At 68.3% G+C, this 16,361-nt stretch carries 16 protein-coding genes and 1 riboswitch; of the genes, 13 read left to right on the forward strand and 3 right to left on the reverse strand.

The features are described from left to right. Window positions 1-32 precede the first annotated feature (32 nt). The gene (locus AC07O4_RS31195) at window positions 33-326 is read left to right on the forward strand and encodes a hypothetical protein (RefSeq protein WP_062473468.1); all 294 of its coding nucleotides are present in this window, start codon (window positions 33-35) and stop codon (window positions 324-326) included. Here the strand turns inward: AC07O4_RS31195 and AC07O4_RS31200 are convergent. Next, on the reverse strand, window positions 292-2,016 hold the full coding sequence (locus AC07O4_RS31200) for a thiamine pyrophosphate-binding protein (RefSeq protein WP_495306593.1): 1,725 nt from the start codon (window positions 2,014-2,016) through the stop codon (window positions 292-294). The genes AC07O4_RS31195 and AC07O4_RS31200 overlap by 35 nt on opposite strands. 95 nt (window positions 2,017-2,111) lie before the next feature. Between AC07O4_RS31200 and AC07O4_RS31205 the strand changes: the two genes are divergently transcribed. From AC07O4_RS31205 to AC07O4_RS31225, 5 genes are all read left to right on the forward strand, one after another. Next, the gene (locus AC07O4_RS31205; protein WP_070061270.1) at window positions 2,112-2,768 is read left to right on the forward strand and encodes a TetR/AcrR family transcriptional regulator; all 657 of its coding nucleotides are present in this window, start codon (window positions 2,112-2,114) and stop codon (window positions 2,766-2,768) included. A gap of 155 nt (window positions 2,769-2,923) precedes the next feature. After that, entirely contained in the window at window positions 2,924-3,907 is a 984-nt protein-coding gene (locus AC07O4_RS31210) for a tripartite tricarboxylate transporter substrate binding protein (protein ID WP_139706941.1), read from the forward strand. Window positions 3,908-4,035: 128 nt separating this feature from the next. Beyond that, entirely contained in the window at window positions 4,036-5,211 is a 1,176-nt protein-coding gene (locus AC07O4_RS31215) for a Gfo/Idh/MocA family protein (protein WP_489058688.1), read from the forward strand. 22 nt (window positions 5,212-5,233) lie between these two features. After that, window positions 5,234-6,421: a dihydrodipicolinate synthase family protein gene (locus AC07O4_RS31220; protein WP_495306594.1), complete on the forward strand. Its 1,188-nt coding sequence runs from the start codon at window positions 5,234-5,236 to the stop codon at window positions 6,419-6,421. An 8-nt stretch (window positions 6,422-6,429) separates the two neighbouring features. Beyond that, complete coding sequence (locus AC07O4_RS31225) at window positions 6,430-7,308, forward strand: sugar phosphate isomerase/epimerase family protein (protein ID WP_495306595.1); 879 nt, start codon at window positions 6,430-6,432, stop codon at window positions 7,306-7,308. Between the two features lie 14 nt (window positions 7,309-7,322). On the opposite strand, the gene AC07O4_RS31230 is transcribed toward AC07O4_RS31225, so the two are convergent. Further along, window positions 7,323-8,240 carry a hypothetical protein gene (locus AC07O4_RS31230; RefSeq protein ID WP_495306596.1) on the reverse strand — a complete coding sequence of 306 codons (918 nt, stop codon included), beginning with the start codon at window positions 8,238-8,240 and terminating at the stop codon, window positions 7,323-7,325. Between the two features lie 286 nt (window positions 8,241-8,526). On the opposite strand from AC07O4_RS31230, the gene AC07O4_RS31235 reads away from it, so the two are divergent. The 5 genes from AC07O4_RS31235 (at window position 8,527) to arsC (ending at window position 14,162) form a co-directional block, all read left to right on the forward strand. Next, window positions 8,527-9,621 carry a DNA glycosylase AlkZ-like family protein gene (locus AC07O4_RS31235; protein WP_495306597.1) on the forward strand — a complete coding sequence of 365 codons (1,095 nt, stop codon included), beginning with the start codon at window positions 8,527-8,529 and terminating at the stop codon, window positions 9,619-9,621. A 314-nt stretch (window positions 9,622-9,935) separates the two neighbouring features. Further along, a complete protein-coding gene (locus tag AC07O4_RS31240; RefSeq protein ID WP_495306598.1) occupies window positions 9,936-12,116 on the forward strand; it encodes a TonB-dependent siderophore receptor in 2,181 nt (726 codons plus the stop codon). A 97-nt stretch (window positions 12,117-12,213) separates the two neighbouring features. Further along, window positions 12,214-12,372, forward strand: a riboswitch (FMN riboswitch). A gap of 113 nt (window positions 12,373-12,485) precedes the next feature. Beyond that, window positions 12,486-12,998, forward strand: a complete 513-nt coding sequence (locus AC07O4_RS31245) for a 6,7-dimethyl-8-ribityllumazine synthase (protein ID WP_070061276.1) — start codon at window positions 12,486-12,488, stop codon at window positions 12,996-12,998. Window positions 12,999-13,039: 41 nt separating this feature from the next. Further along, window positions 13,040-13,741, forward strand: coding sequence for a glutathione S-transferase family protein (locus tag AC07O4_RS31250; RefSeq protein WP_495270466.1), 702 nt, complete (start codon window positions 13,040-13,042; stop codon window positions 13,739-13,741). A gap of 31 nt (window positions 13,742-13,772) precedes the next feature. Then, complete coding sequence (gene arsC / locus AC07O4_RS31255) at window positions 13,773-14,162, forward strand: arsenate reductase (glutaredoxin) (protein WP_495306599.1); 390 nt, start codon at window positions 13,773-13,775, stop codon at window positions 14,160-14,162. Here arsC and queG read toward each other — a convergent pair. After that, the gene (gene queG / locus AC07O4_RS31260; protein WP_495306600.1) at window positions 14,150-15,232 is read right to left on the reverse strand and encodes a tRNA epoxyqueuosine(34) reductase QueG; all 1,083 of its coding nucleotides are present in this window, start codon (window positions 15,230-15,232) and stop codon (window positions 14,150-14,152) included. The genes arsC and queG overlap by 13 nt on opposite strands. On the opposite strand from queG, the gene tsaE reads away from it, so the two are divergent. Together tsaE and AC07O4_RS31270 are read left to right on the forward strand one after the other, a co-directional pair. After that, window positions 15,218-15,712, forward strand: coding sequence for a tRNA (adenosine(37)-N6)-threonylcarbamoyltransferase complex ATPase subunit type 1 TsaE (gene tsaE, locus AC07O4_RS31265; RefSeq protein WP_056579690.1), 495 nt, complete (start codon window positions 15,218-15,220; stop codon window positions 15,710-15,712). The genes queG and tsaE overlap by 15 nt on opposite strands. After that, the coding region (locus AC07O4_RS31270; RefSeq protein ID WP_492735218.1) for an AMIN domain-containing protein at window positions 15,709-16,361 on the forward strand (653 nt) is incomplete at its 3' end. The genes tsaE and AC07O4_RS31270, both read left to right, overlap by 4 nt.

Here is a 16,361-nt window from a genome sequence, read left to right on the forward strand (position 1 = left end):
AGCATCGAAGGCATCTCCACCAAGGAATCCCCATGAAAGCGCAAGACATCATTCCCGACGGACAGGACTTCACCGTCATCGACGGCCACACCGTGCGCAAGGGCTCGGTCGGCGCCTTCCTCGCCAATGCGCGCGTGCTCGAAGACCCGAACGCCACAGCCGACGAACGCCGCGTCGCCCGCGACGACCTCGCGGCGCTGATTCCCACGCTCGACGCGCTCGGCCTGTTCGACGTCTTCGAACTGCGCTCGCCCGCGCTGCGCGACGAGGTGGCCCGCCATCGCGTGACGCTCAGCCCTGCGCCTGCTGCTTCGCCGCGCGCGTGATCGACGCCAGCGTGCCGCGCGTGGTGATCACCTCGGGGTCGAGCGGGATCTCGATCAGCGTGCCGGTGTCGGCCGCCAGCGCGCGCAGCAGCGCGGCTTCGAACTGCGCCGTCTCGGTGACGCGCTCGGCCGCATAGCCATAGGCGCGCGCCAGGCCGCAGAAGTCGGGGTTGCGCAGCGCGGTGCCGCTGGTGCGCTCGGGATACTCGCGCTCCTGGTGCATGCGGATCGTGCCGAACATGCCGTTGTTGAGCAGCACGACGATGCTCTTGCCGCCGTGCTGCGAGGCCGTGGCCAGCTCCTGCCCGTTCATCAGGAAGTCGCCGTCGCCCGCGATGGTGAAGGCCACGCGCCCGGTGGCGATGCTCGCGGCAATGCCCGCCGGCACGCCGTAGCCCATCGCCCCGCTGGTGGGTGCCAGCTGCGTCTTGGCGCCCTTGGCGAGCCCGTGGTAGCGGAAGTAGCGGTGCACCCAGCTCGCGAAGTTGCCGGCGCCGTTGGTGATGGCCGCATCCGCCGGCAGGTGCTTCTGCAGCAGCGCCACCACGGCCGCCATGTCGACCGTACCGCGCGGCGTCTCGGCCGGCATGCCGGCGAGCGCCTGCGGCTGCAGCCAGGCTTCGTAGTCCGCGTGCAGCTGCTGCGTCCAGGCTTCCCACGGCAGCGAGGGCGGCGCGCTCAGCACCTCGAGGCTGCGCGCCGCGGCGCTCATGCCGGCGTTGATCGCCAGGTCGGCCTGGTAGACGCGGTTCAGCTCCTCGGCGCTCGCATGGATGTGCACCAGCGTCTGCTTCGCCTTCGGCGCTTCGAGCAGCGTGTAGCCGCCGGTCGTCATCTCGCCCAGGCGCGGGCCGATGGCCAGGACCAGGTCGGCGTCCTTCACGTGCTGCGCGAGCTTCGGGTTGATGGCGATGCCGACGTCGCCCGCGTACTGCGGGTGGTGGTTGTCGAAGGTGTCCTGGAAGCGGAAGGCGTTCGCCACCGGCAGGCGCCAGTTCTCGGCGAAGCGCTGCAGCGCCTGCGCGGCCTGCGGCGTCCAGCCGCCGCCGCCGGCGATCAGCAGCGGGCGCTGCGACTTCAGCAGCAGCTCGCGCAGCGTGCGCAGCGCGCCCGGGTCGCTCCACGGCTGGACCGCCTCCACGCGCGCCAGCGGCCGCGCCGCCGTCTCGGTGCGCAGCATGTCCTCGGGCAGCACCAGCACGACCGGGCCCGGGCGGCCGTTCATCGCGGTGGCGAAGGCGCGCGCGATGTACTCGGGAATGCGGTCGGCGTCGTCGATGCGCTCCACGCGCTTGGCGAAGCCCTTGGTGCTCGGCCCGAAGAAGCTGGCGTAGTCCACCTCCTGGAAGGCCTCACGGTCGCGGAAGTCGCTGCCGACGTCGCCCACGAACAGCACCATCGGCGTCGAGTCCTGGAACGCGTTGTGCACGCCGATCGAGGCGTTGGTCGCGCCCGGCCCGCGCGTCACGAAGCACACGCCCGGGCGCCCGGTGAGCTTGCCGTGCGCCTCGGCCATGAAGGCCGCGCCACCCTCCTGCCGGTTCACCACGAAACGCGCGCGGTCGCAGTAGGCATGGAAGCCGTCGAGCACCGCCAGGAAGCTCTCGCCCGGCACGCCGAAGGCGAGTTGCATGCCCTGTTCGACCAGGCACTCCACGATCAGGTGGCCCGCGGGTTGTGATGTACTCATGGAAAGTTCGAACCTCAGTTGCAAATGTCTCCGGCGATTATGTGTGCCTGCCTTCCACGCCTTGTCTTAATTCCCCAATTGGTTAAATTCGCGTCATGAAGGCCCCCAAGGACTCTTTGCCCGAAACGCTCGAGCCGCGCTCGCGCGACGCCGACCGCTCGCAACTGGCCATCCTCGCCTCGGCGCGCGACGAGTTCGCCGCACGCGGCCTGGCCGGTGCGCGCATGGACAGCATCGCCGAACGCGCGGGCCTGAACAAGCGCCTCATCTACTACTACTTCGGCAGCAAGGACGACCTGTTCCTGGCCGTGCTGGAGCGCGTGTACGCCGACATCCGCGCCGCCGAGCAGCGCCTGCACCTGGACGAGATCGAGCCCGTCGAGGCGATCCGCCAGCTGGTGTCGTTCACCTGGCACTACTACCTGGAGCATCCCGAGTTCATCACGCTGCTCAACAGCGAGAACCTGCACGGCGCGGCGCACCTGAAGCGCTCCGAGCGCATCCAGGAGATGAACTCGCCGCTGGTGCAGCTGCTCGACACCGTGCTGGAGCGCGGCAAGAAGGACAACCTCTTTCGCGCCGGTGTCGACCCCGTGCAGCTGTACATCTCGATCGCCTCGCTGTGCTACTTCTACCTCTCGAACAACCACACGCTGTCGGCCATCTTCGGGCGTGACCTGCGCGCCCCCAAGGCGATGGCGCAACGCCTCTCGCACATGACCGACCTCGTGCTGGGCTACGTCCTGCACTGAGCCTTCGGGCGCTGCAGGCGCCCTTTTCCACGCCCCCGGGTTTTCACCAAGCAGCGTCGGTTGACGCTGCGGCGCAGCCGTTCCTACAATTCACTAATTCACTCAATGGTGAATTGATGACTCAAGAACTGCGGCCCGACCGCGCGGAGACAACCTTGAAGCAACTTGCACGCACCACCCTCCTGGCCTCGCTGACCTGCCTGGCCGCCCTGCTGCCGGGTCTGGCGGCCGCGCAGAACGGCTACCCCACCAAGCCGATCCGCGTGATCGTTCCGTTCGCCGCCGGCAGCACGACGGACATCATTGCCCGCGCCATCGCCGACAAGATGGGCACCAGCATGGGCCAGGCACTGATCATCGAGAACCGCGGCGGCGCCAGCGGCACCATCGGTCAGCAGGCGGTGGCCACGGCCGCGCCCGATGGCTACACGGTGATGATCCATTCGTCGTCGCACACGGTGAGCCCGTCGACCTTCGCCAAACTGCCCTTCGACACGGTGCACGATTTCGCAGGCGTCACGCCGATCTCGTCGCTGCCCAACGCGCTGGTCATCTCGCCCAGCAAGAACATCAAGACCCTGCCGCAGCTGCTGGCCGCCGCGCGCGCCAAGCCCGGCAGCATGAACTTCGCCTCGGCCGGCCAGGGCAGCGCCACGCACCTGAACGCCGAGAAGTTCAAGATGGCCGCGAAGATCGACGCGACCAACATCCCCTTCAAGGGATCGGGCGAGGCCGTGACGGAAGTGCTGTCGGGTCGCGTCGACTACTACTTCTCGCCCATCGCGCCCGTCATCGGCCAGATCAAGGAAGGCCAGCTGTTGGCGCTAGCCGTGGGCTCGCCCAAGCGCGCCGCCGCCCTGCCCGACGTGCCCACCACCACCGAGGCTGGCGTGCCCGGCTCCGAGTTCAATTTCTGGATCGGCATGATGGCGCCCGCCAAGACGCCGCGCGACGTCGTCAACCGCCTGCACGACGAAGTGGTCAAGGCCCTGGCCACGCCCGAGGTGAAGGAGCGTTTCCTCAAGCTGGGCGCCGACGCCTGGACGCTCAAGCCCGAGCAGTTCGACGCCTACATCAAGGACGAGATCACCAGCAACGCGCAGCTCGTGAAGGCCGCCGGCCTCGCGGTCCAGCAGTAACAGCAGCCACGCCGAGGTTTCGCGCCGCGTCGTGCACGCGGGGCAGCCCGGCCTGCCCCGGCGTTGCCACGCGCCACGCCGATCGAAGCCCCTTTCTCTTTTCCCCTGCATCTCCCAAGGAACCCACGATGGCCACCCAACGTCTCGGAATCATCATGCACGGCGTCACCGGACGCATGGGCATGAACCAGCACCTGATCCGCTCCATCTGCGCGATCCGCGCCCAGGGCGGCGTGACGCTGTCGAACGGCGACAAGGTCATGCCCGATCCGATCCTCATCGGCCGCAACGCCGAGAAGATGGAAGCGCTCGCCAAGGCCCACAACATCGCGCGCTGGGGCACCGACCTCGACCAGGCGCTCGCGAACAAGGACGACACCGTCTTCTTCGACGCCGGCACCACGCAGATGCGCCCCACGCTGCTGGCCAAGGCCATCCGCGCCGGCAAGCATGTGTACTGCGAGAAGCCGATCGCCACCAACCTCAACGAAGCCGTCGAGATCGCCCGCCTGGCGGACGAGGCCGGCAAGGCCACGGGCCTGAAGCACGGCGCGGTGCAGGACAAGCTCTTCCTGCCCGGCCTGCGCAAGCTCGACATGCTGCGCCGCGCGGGCTTCTTCGGCCGCATGCTCAGCGTGCGCCTGGAGTTCGGCTACTGGGTGTTCGAGGGCGACCTGCAGCCCATCCAGCGCCCGAGCTGGAACTACCGCAAGGAAGACGGCGGCGGCATGATCCTGGACATGATGTGCCACTGGCGCTACGTGCTGGACAACCTGTTCGGCGAGGTGAAGTCAGTGTCGTGCATCGGCGCCACCCACATCCCCACGCGCTGGGACGAAGCCGGCAAGCCCTACGAGGCCACCGCCGACGACGCGGCCTACGCCACCTGCGAACTCACGGGCCACAACGGCGAGCCGGTGATCGCGCAGCTCAACATGAGCTGGGCCACGCGCGTGCGCCGCGACGACCTCGTGACCTTCCACGTCGACGGCACCGACGGCTCGGCCGTGGCGGGCCTGTCCAGCTGCCGCGCCCAGTCGCGCGTGGCCACGCCGCGCCCGGTGTGGAACCCCGACGAGAAGCAGACGATGAACTTCTTCGACCAGTGGCAGGAAATTCCGGACTCGCAGGTCTACGACAACGGCTTCAAGATCCAGTGGGAACACTTCATCCGCCACGTGGTGGAAGACGCGCCCTACAAGTGGACGCTGCCCGAAGGCGCCAAGGGCGTGCAGCTGGTCGAGGCCGCGCTCGCGTCCTGGCAAGAGCGCCGCTGGATCGACGTGCCCACGCTGAAGGTCTGAGGAAGAAGAAGAAGACAAAGCCATGGCACTGTCGCTGACCCTCCCCACCGCGAGCGGCGCGCTCGCGCCCTACGCCCTGCGCGGCACCGCGCCGGTGAAGCCCGATGCGGGCGTCAAGTTCAACCGCATCGCCTACTCGGCCGCCCACGTCGTGGCCGACCCGCTCGCCGCCATCGACCCGTGGCTGCAATGCGCGGTCGACTGGGACACCACCATCGCCTACCGCCGCCACCTGTTCTCGCTGGGCCTGGGCGTGGCCGAGGCGATGGACACCGCGCAGCGCGGCATGGGCCTCGACTGGCCCACGTCGCTCGAGCTGATCCGCCGCTCGCTCGATGCCGCGAAGGACGTGCCGGGCGCGCTCGTCGCCTCGGGCTGCGGCACCGACCACCTCAACATCGACGACGTGAAGAGCGTCGACGACGTGATCCGCGGCTACGAGGAGCAGATGGCCGCCATCGAGGCGCTCGGCGGCAAGCTGATCGTGATGGCGAGCCGCGCGCTGGCCCGCGTGGCAAAGAGCCCCGCCGACTACGAGCGCGTGTACGACCGCATCCTGAGCCAGGCGAAGCAGCCCGTGGTGCTGCACTGGCTGGGCGACATGTTCGACCCGGCACTCGCGGGCTACTGGGGCACAAAGGATGTCGATGCGGCCATGGACACGGCGCTGGGCATCATCGCGGCGCACCCGGACAAGGTCGACGGCATCAAGATCTCGCTGCTCGACAAGGACAAGGAGATCGCCATGCGCCGCCGCCTGCCGAAGGGTGTGCGCATGTACACGGGCGACGACTTCAACTACGCCGAACTGATCGCCGGCGACGGCTTCGGCAGCGAGCCGACGCACGGCAAGAGCGATGCCCTGCTGGGCATCTTCGACGCCATCGCGCCCGCCGCGAGTGCCGCGCTGGGCGCACTGGCGCAAGGCAACACCGAGAAGTTCCACGCGATCCTCGGCCCCACGGTGCCGCTGTCGCGCCACATCTTTGCGGCGCCCACGCGCTTCTACAAAACCGGCGTGGTGTTCATGGCCTGGCTCAACGGCCACCAGAAGCACTTCACGATGGTGGGCGGGCAGCAGAGCACGCGCTCGCTGCAGCACTTCGCCGAGTTGTTCCGGCTGGCCGATGCGGCCAACCTGCTGGAGCAGCCCGAGCTTGCGGTGCGGCGTATGAAGACGTTGCTGGCCTTGCACGGCGTGGAAGGCTGAGCGAACCCATGCGCGATTTCTCGCAGAACCACGACTGGCTGTCGATCAACACGGCGACCATCCGCAAGCAGTCGGGTGCCGAGGTGCCGCTGGACCGCCTCATCGACCAGTGCGCCGAACGCGGCATCCGCGCTATCAGCCCATGGCGCGACCAGGTTGCGGCCGTCGGGCTCGACAAGGTGGCCAAGCAGTTGAAGGCGCACGGCATCGGCCTCTCGGGCTACTGCCGGGGCGGCTTCTTTCCCGCGCCCGATGCGGCCGGCCTGAAGGCCGCGCTCGACGACAACCGCCGCGCCATCGACGAAGCGAAGACGCTGGACGCGCCCTGTCTTGTGCTCGTGGTCGGCGCCCTGCCCGGTGCGCTCGACGGCAAGGCGGCGTACAAGGACATCAGCCGCGCGCGCAATGAAGTGCGCGACGGCATCGCCGCATCGCTCGACTACGCGCGCGAGGTCGGCATGCCGCTGGCCATCGAGCCCCTGCACCCGATGCAGGCGGCCGACCGCGCGTGCATCAACACGCTCGAACATGCGCTCGATCTCTGCGATGAACTCGACGCAGGCAAGAGCGGCACGCTCGGCGTGGCGCTCGACATCTATCACGTCTGGTGGGACCCGAAGCTGCAGCAGCAGATCGCCCGCGCCGGCCGCGAGCGGCTGCTGGCGTACCACGTCTGCGACTGGCTCACGCCGACGCGCGACCTGCTCTCCGATCGCGGGATGATGGGTGACGGGGTCGTCGAGCTGAAAAAGATCCGCGGGTGGGTCGAGGACGCGGGGTTTGCGGGGTTCAGCGAGGTCGAGATCTTTTCGAACCTGGACTGGTGGCAACGGCCTGGGGCGGAGACGCTCGACGCTTGCATCGAGCGGCATCGCTGCGCGGTGTAGAGGTCGTCACCGAGCTATCCACCTCCGTCGTTCCAGCAAACACGCCGGAACAGATCTGGGTTCTCGACGCACAGGCGTCGAATTGCCTCGATCAAATCTGGAGACGAGCGAGGGTTGCGCACTGCCTTGCGCTCATCGCCCAAGGTATGGCCTGCAAACCTCTGACCATCTTTCGACAAGTTGACACCGAGAACGTTGTAGCCAACCTCCTCAGGAAGCTGCAAAGCCGCGACACGCCCAAGCTGCCGCTGTGCGCTCAGCAAGGGAAAAGGATCGAAGCTGAAAAACTCACCTGAGTAAAGCAGCTTCCCGTCAGGGCCAAGTTTGTTGAGCGCCTTCGGAACGCTCAGATGCAACTCCGGGGGGAGCGGAGAGGGAATGCAGATGTGAACAAGTCCTGCAAATGGGAACCCATCCTCGAAGAGTCCAATGGCCTGAGAGGCGCCCATCGCGTTGGCGTTCCTGGATGGCTTCGCCATCGTCGGTCTAACGATCTTTATCTCGATGGCGATCGCGCGGTCGGCCATCGGCGAATCGCGCGTGGGCACAACCAGAAGGTCAACGTCGCCGGGACGCCCATCCACGCTGAGCCCCAAGCGCTGACGTAAAACATTGATCGCCACGAGTACGTCTTGGCCGTAGGGGTGCTCGGGAAAGGGGAACGCGCCATCCAACCCGAAGTGGACAAGATGCGAAAGCGTTCGATGGCAGCGAATAGCTCGCGCGAGCACCTTCGACTCGGATTCGATCCAGCTAGTAGGCATGAGTGACACCGACATCAGGTTGAATGAAAGATGGTACGTGTCGGCCTGCTTGCGACGACAAGCCGCTATGCCGGCCGAGAGCGGTTTCTGACGGACCACGTGCGATGGGCTCACACGCAGGCGCAACCGGCACGTCAACCACGGGTTCAGGGCGCGTGCCCAGGCCACCGGGCACTTCCCTCCGCGAATGTCCCCCGGGGCTTCGCCCCTCCTCCTTGATTTCGCTGCGGGAAGCACCCAGTGTCCTGAGCACGAGGCACGCTGCTGGTGCGCGCCGATCAACACGTGCTCTGAACACGCTCACGTCGATGAGGTGCCTTGCGCAGCGAAATCAAGGAGGAGGCCGCAGGCCGGGGGACATTCGCGGAGCAAGGTACCTCGTCGGCGGGAGCGACGCCCTGAACAGTAACTCGCCACGAAGCGAAAAGTGGGCACCTGTGCTGCAATCCGCCCCATGGCTGACCCCACCCTCGACGACCTGCGCCGCTACGCCGTCGCGCGCACCCTCTTCACGCCCACGACGCTGCCCGCCGCCATCCGCAAGCTCGGCTTCGTGCAGGCCGACCCGATCCGTGCGCCGGCGCGGGCGCAAGACCTCACGCTACGCCATCGCGTGAAGGACTACCGCGCAGGCGATCTCGAAAGCCGATACGCGCGGCTCGCGATCGAGGAAGACTGCCTCGTCAACTACGGCTTCCTGCCGCGCGAACACCTGGCGCTGATGCATCCGCGCGAGGCCAAGAAAGCCTGGGACGCCGACACGCGCCGCAAGGCCGCCGACGTGCTGGCCTATGTGCGCGAGCACGGTCCGGTGCATCCGCGCCAGGTCGAGCAGCACTTCGCGCACGGCCGCATCCAGAACTACTGGGGCGGTTCCAGCAACGCCACCACGCACCTGCTCGACGGCATGCACTACCGGGGCCTGCTGCGCGTGGTGCGGCGCGACAGCGGCACGCGGGTGTACGAGGCCGTGAGCCATCCGCCCGCCGACGACAGCCCCGCCGGGCGCGCGCAGCGTGCGGCGGCGCTCATCGAACTGGTGGTGCGCAAGTACGCGCCGCTGCCGGCCACGAGCCTGACCTACCTCGTGCGCCTGCTCGGCTACGGCGCGCCGCACCTGGCCGCGCAGACGCAGGCGGCGCTGCGGCTGGCGCGCGAGGAGCTGGCCAGTTGCCGCATCGACGGAACGACGTGGTACTGGCCCGCCGACGAGAACCCCGCCTCGCGCCGCCATGCACCCGACGACGCGGTGCGGCTGCTCGCGCCCTTCGACCCGGTGGTGTGGGACCGCCGCCGCTTCGAGCTGTTGTGGGGCTGGACGTACAAGTTCGAGGCCTACACGCCCGCGCCGAAGCGGCAGTTCGGCTACTACGCGCTGCCGATGCTGTGGCACGACCGCGTGATCGGCTGGGCCAACGTGAGCGCACCCGAAGGTCGGTTGCAGCCGGCCTTCGGTTATGCCGATGCGAAGAAGCCGCAGGGCGCGGCATTCCGCGCGAGCCTCGACGAAGAACTGCACCGCATGACGCAGTTCCTCGCGGGCCGCTGACGCCGCCTTTTATAATCGCCCGCCTCAGCCAGCCGCCCGCGCCCGCCGCGAGCCCGCCAGCCGTCTTCGAAGGAACGAAGACGCAGCAGCCCGAGCGACGACACATCCCGTCGTCGCCCCCGGCCACTGCCCCCACGACGCCGTAGACACACAACACCAGCCGGATGCGCTTTCCTTTCGGAATGCGCCACGGCACGCGCTCGTTCGTTTCCGTTTTTTTCGATCGCACCCGAGAAGCCATGGCGCGCCTGACCGCGCCGCAGCCACTCCCCCGCCCTAGACACACCTGACGCAGGACACAGGAGAAGCTGCACATGACATCCAAGAATCGTCGCCCCGGAACGCCGCGCACGCGGCGGGGCTATGCCACGCTCGCGGTCACCGCCGTGGCGCTTGCCGCCAGCGCACATGCCCACGCGCAAGAAGCCGCTGCTGCCGAAACGCGGCAGGCGCTGCCCACGGTCACCGTCTCGGGCGATGCCGGCGAGACCGCCACCGGCCCCGTGACGGGCTTCGTCGCCAGGCGCGGCAGCACCGCCACCAAGACCGACACGCCGCTGATCGAAACGCCGCAGGCCATCTCGGTCGTCACGCGCGACCAGATCGAAGCCCAGGGCGCGCTCACCCTGCGCGAGACCACCAACTACACGGCCGGCGTGGTGTCGAGCTACTTCGACAGCCGCGTGGATTCGTTCAAGGCCCGCGGCGGCGACGCCGTGCAGTATCTCGACGGCCTGCAACGCACCTACGGCACCTACAACGCCAGCCGGCCCGACCCGTACATGCTGGAGCGCGTGGAGCTGCTGCGCGGCCCTTCGTCGGTGCTGTACGGCCAAGGCGGCATCGGCGGCGTGCTCAACCTCGTGTCGAAGCGTCCGCAGGCCGAGACGCAGCGCGAGGTGCAGCTGCAGCTGGGCAACAACGCGCGCAAGCAGATCGCCGCCGATTTCACCGGCTCGCTCGATCCCGAGAGCAAGTGGATGTACCGCCTCGTGGCCGTGAACCGCGACAGCGGCACGCAGGTCGACCACGTGTCGGACGACCGCATCGCGATCGCGCCCTCGCTCACCTGGCGCCCGAACGCCGACACCTCGCTCACGCTGCAGGCGTCCTACCAGAAGGACAAGAGCGGCTCGCTGATCGGCTTCTTCCCGTGGCAGGGCACGCTGCTGCCCTCGCTGTACGGCCGCATCCCGACCTCGACCTTCACCGGCGAGCCGGGCTTCGACCGCTTCGACACGCGCAGCACCTCGCTGGGCTACCTGTTCAGCCACCGCCTCAACGACACCTGGACGGTGCGCCAGAACCTGCGCTCGACCGAGAGCAAGGTCTGGTACAACACCTCGTACACCAGCTTCACGGCCAACCGCCTCACGGGCCGTCCGGCACGCCCGGTGTTCAACGCCGACCAGCGCACCATCGAGCGCGACCTGAGCAGCGACATCAACGGCGGCAAGATGCTGCTGCTCGACAACCAGGCCGAAGCGCACTTCAAGACCGGCGAGGTCGAGCACACGCTGCTGCTGGGCGCCGACTTCCAGCGCAACACCACCTCCAAGCTCTCGGGCCGCGGCCGTGCGGGCGCGCTCGACGTGTACGCGCCGGTGTACGGCAACTACACGGCGCCGACCAGCTACACGCGCGCACCCGAGGTGATGCAGAAGCAGGCCGGCCTGTACGTGCAGGACCAGGTCAAGTACGGCCGCTGGATCGGCCTGCTGGGCCTGCGCCACGACAAGGCCACCACCGACACCGAAGGCCGCCCCGCCGCGGCGGCCGACGACAAGGCCACCACCAAGCGCGCCGGCCTGGTCTACCTGGCCGACGGCGGCTGGGCGCCGTACCTGAGCTATGCCGAATCGTTCCTGCCGCTGGGCGGCGTCGATACGTCGAACAACCCCTTCAAGCCGCAGCGCGGCAAGCAGTGGGAAGCCGGCGTGAAGTGGGAGCCCGCGGGCCAGCGCACCTCGTTCATGGCGGCCGTGTACGACCTGCGCGACACCAACCGCAAGACCACCGACCCGACCAACCCGCTCAACAACGTGCAACTCGGCGAAGTGCACGTGAAGGGCCTGGAGCTCGAGTACAAGGGCAGCATCGCGCGCGACTGGGACTGGATCGCCTCGTACGCCTACACCGACGCGCGCGTGTCGAAGAGCAACGGCTCCGACCTGGGCAAGCGCATTTCGGGCGTGCCCAAGCACACGGCCTCGGCCTGGGTGACCAAGCGCTTCTCGATCGGCGGCCTGCACGGCTTCTCGGCCGGCGGCGGCGTGCGCTACCTGGGCAAGTCGTACGACGGCATGGACAGCAACCCCGCGCCCGCGGTCACGCTGTTCGATGCGATGTTCGCGTGGGACAACGGTCCGCTGCGCCTGGCACTCAACGTCGCCAACCTGACCGACAAGGTGCAGATCACCACCTGCCTGGCGCGCGGCGACTGCTTCTACGGCCAGCGCCGTACCCTGACCGCGAGCGCGACGTACCGCTTCTGAAGCAAATCCCCGCGCGCTCGAAGGTCTGGCGCGCGGGCGACAACCGGCCCGGCGGCGTGCTTCTAGAATCGCGCCGTCGTCCGGTTCGCCGGACGGCAAGCGTTCTCAGGGCGGGGTGCAATTCCCCACCGGCGGTGATGGCAACGAAAGTTGCACAAGCCCGCGAGCGCCTCGGACCTGCCACAGGTTCGAGGGTCAGCAGATTTCGGTGCGATTCCGAAGCCGACGGTCACAGTCCGGATGAAAGAGAGCGCGAAATGCGGGCATGCCCGCGCGCCTTGCTTTGCTCTTTTTTGGCAAACCGGCGCGCGAGCGGGCCTGTGGTTTCGTGCGCCCTGATTCAGGAAACCTGCTTTCAAGAGGCACACCATGAGTCAGATCAACGACCTTCCCCTTTCTGCCGTCACCGCGTCGGGTTCGCCGCGCGGCCAGCGCATCGCATTCGTCGAGGCGCAATGGCATTCCGACATCGTCCACCAGGCACGCGACGCCTTTCTCGAAGAGATGGCGCGCCTGGGCGTAGCGCGTGAGCTCATCGACATCTTCGATGTGCCCGGCGCCTTCGAGATTCCGCTGCACGCCAAGCGCCTGGCCAACTCGGGCAAGTACGCGGCCATCATCGGCTGCGCGCTGGTGGTGGACGGCGGCATCTACCGCCACGAGTTCGTCGCCAACACCGTCGTCAGCACGCTGATGTCGCTGCAGCTGGAGACCGACGTGCCGATCTTCTCGGCCGTGCTCACGCCGCACCACTTCCACGAGCACGTGGAGCACCGCAAGTACTTCCACCGCCACTTCGCAATCAAGGGCACGGAAGTGGCCGAGGCCTGCTTCAAGACGCTCGAGGCGCTGGACAAGGTCGACGCGCTGCTGGCCGCCTGAGCGGGTTGGCAAGAGGCGCAAGCCTGCAGTAACCTGCGCGGATGGCCTCTCCATCCGCCCCGGCGGTCGCAGCAGCAGCCGCCGACCGCTACACCCTCTATGGGGCGCCCGGCTCGGGCGCCACGCCCATCCACGCCGCGCTGACGCTGATCGGCGCGCAGGTCGACACGGTCGACATCGCTCCCTGGGAGGGCGAGTCCGAGCGCGAGCGGCTGACCGGCGTCAACCCGATGCAGCAGGTGCCCGCGCTCGTGCTGCCTTCGGGCGAAGTCATGACCGAGAGTGCGGCCATCCTGATCTGGCTGGGCGACCGCTACCCCGAGGCCGGGCTTTGCCCCGCGCCCGGCGACCCGCGCCGCGCGCAGTACCTGCGCTGGATGGTCTACCTGCCGGCCTCGATCTATTCGATGTTCTGGGTGCGCGACGAGCCGTCGCGCCTCGCGGCCGATGCCGCCGCGCAGGCCGTGGTGCTCGAACGCACGGCCGCGCGCATCGCGCACTGCTGGCACCTCATGGACACGCAGATCGACGAACCCGCGCCCTACCTGCTCGGCGACAAGCTCAGCATGCTCGACCTGTACGTGACCGTGGTGTCGCGCTGGACGCCGACCCGCCGGCGCTTCTACCGCGTGGCGCCGCGCATGGCGCGCGTGGTGCGGCGCGTGGACGCCGACCCGCGGCTGGCGGCATTCTGGGCGGCGCGCTTTCCGTTCTCGATGGATGCGGACGAAGAGACAAGCTGAGGCCCGTTCTTCTCTTCTCATAATCGACGCCATGACCGCACGCACACCGACCACCGCCTACCCGATGACGATCTACCACAAGCCCAACTGCAGCACGTCGCGCAACGTGCTGGGCTTGATCCGCGAAAGCGGCGTGGAGCCCGAGATCGTCCTGTACCTGGAAACGCCGCCGTCGAAGAAGAAGCTTCGCGAGCTGGCGAAGGCGATGGGCCTGACGGCGCGCGACCTGCTGCGCACGAAGGAGGCGCCTTACGAAGAACTGAAGCTGGCGGACGAGAAACTGACGGACGACCAGCTATTCGACGCGATCGTGGAGAACCCGATCCTGTTGCAGCGCCCGATCGTGGTGTCGCCGCGCGGCACGCTCATGTGCCGGCCGTGGGAACGCGTGCGCGAGATTCTTCCCGCTCAAGTCGGTTGATCTTCGGGCTGCTGCGCCAGCCCCCACGCGACATGCTCGCGCACCAGCTCGCTCGGATGTTCGGCGCGCGTCGCCAGCGCTTCCTTCGCGCCGCCCTCGCCTGAGCGCACCGCATTGCCCAGCGCCACCGCGATGTTGCGCAGCCAGCGCTCGTGGCCGATGCGGCGGATCGGGCTGCCTTCGGTGCGGCGCAGGAAGTCTTCCTCGCTCCACGCGAACAGCTCGGCCAGCGTGCGGCCCGTGAGCCCCTCGCGCGCGTCGAAGTCGGGCAACGTGCTCTTCTTCGCGAACTTGTTCCAGGGGCAGATCAGCTGGCAGTCGTCGCAGCCGTAGATGCGGTTGGCCATGAGCGGGCGCAGTTCCACCGGAATGGCGCCGGCGTGCTCGATCGTCAGGTACGAGATGCAGCGGCGCGCATCGAGCCGTTGCGGCGCGACGATGGCACGCGTCGGGCACACGTCGATGCAGGCGCTGCAGCTGCCGCAGTGCGCGCTGACGGGCTCGCTCGGCGGCAGCGCCATGTCGACGTAGATTTCGCCCAGGAAGAACATCGAGCCCGCGTCGCGGTCGAGCACCAGCGTGTGCTTGCCGCGCCAGCCCTGGCCGCTGCGCGAGGCGAGCTCGGCCTCGAGCACCGGCGCCGAATCGGTGAAGGCGCGGTGGCCGAAGGGGCCGACCTCTTCGGCGATCTTCTCGGCGAGTTTGGCCAGGCGGTTGCGCAGCACCTTGTGATAGTCGCGGCCCCGCGCGTACAGCGACACGATGGCCTCGCCGGGCCGGCGCAGCCGGTCGAACTCGATGGTCTGCCACTCGGCGTCGGTGTCGCGCGGCAGGTAGTCCATGCGCGCGGTGATCACGCTCACCGTGCCCGGCACCAGCTCCGCCGGCCGCGCGCGGCGCGTGCCGTGCGTTGCCATGTATTGCATTTCTCCATGGAACCCATGGGCCAGCCATTGCATCAGACCGTCTTCGGCGCTCGACAGATCGACGCCCGCGATTCCGATTTGGGAGAATCCGAGTTCCCGGGCCAAGGCCTGAATACGAGCAACGAGTGGATGGCTGACGATCACTTGCCGATTGTAGAAACGCGCACCCTGCGCTGGCAGGGCGAAGACGACACCGACGCGCTGGCGCGCGCGCTCGCCGCATCGCCCGCGTTGCGCGACGCTTTCATCGCGCTGCAGGGCGACCTGGGCGCCGGCAAGACCACCTTCGTGCGCCACCTGCTGCGCGCGCTGGGCATCACCGGGCGCATCAAGAGCCCCACCTACGCGGTGGTCGAGCCGCACGAGGCGCCCGACGGGCTGGCCATCTACCACTTCGACTTCTACCGTTTCGCCGACCCGCGCGAATGGGACGACGCGGGCTTCCGCGACATCTTCGCGGGCCCGGGCCTCAAGCTGGCCGAGTGGCCGGAGAACGCCGCGGGGCGCACCCCACCTGCCGACCTAGCTATTAAAATAGAAGCAATGACCGACGACACCCGCAGCGTGACCCTCCTGGCGAACACCCCTCGCGGCAGCGACCTGCTGGCGTGCCTGGCCGCATGAAGGCGACCGGCCTGAAACGGCGCGTGCTGCTGCAAGGCGGCAGCATCGCGCTGATGCTGGGCGTGCACCAGATCGCGCGCGGCGCCAGCATCCTCGCCGTGCGCGTGTGGCCCGCCGCCGACTACACCCGCGTGACCATCGAGTCCGACGCCCGCCTCAACTCGCAGCAGCTCGTGGTCGGCAGCCCGCCCCGGCTGGCCGTGGACATCGAGGGCATCGACCTGAACACCGAGCTGCGCGACCTGGTCGGCAAGATCAAGCCCGGCGACCCGTACATCAACGGCCTGCGCATCGGGCAGAACGCACCGAAGGTGGTGCGCATCGTGTTCGACCTGAAGCAGACCGTGCGCCCGCAGGTGTTCTCGCTGGCGCCCGTGGCCGCCTACAAGCACCGGCTGGTGCTCGACCTGTACCCCGAGCAGGCCATCGACCCGATGGAAGCGCTGATCGCCGAGCGGCTGCGCGATGCGCCCAAGAACGGCAGCGGCACCACCACCGCCCCGAGCAACGGCCCTGTCGTCGCCACCGCCCCGCCCGCCCCCGCCGCACCGTCGCCGGCCCCCGCGCCCGTGCGCCCCGCCATGCCGCCCGGCGACCCGCTGGGCGACCTGATGGCGCAGCAGGCCGCGCGCCCCGCGCCCTCCGGCCC

The organism is Variovorax sp. GW821-FHT09D04 (assembly GCF_059416405.1).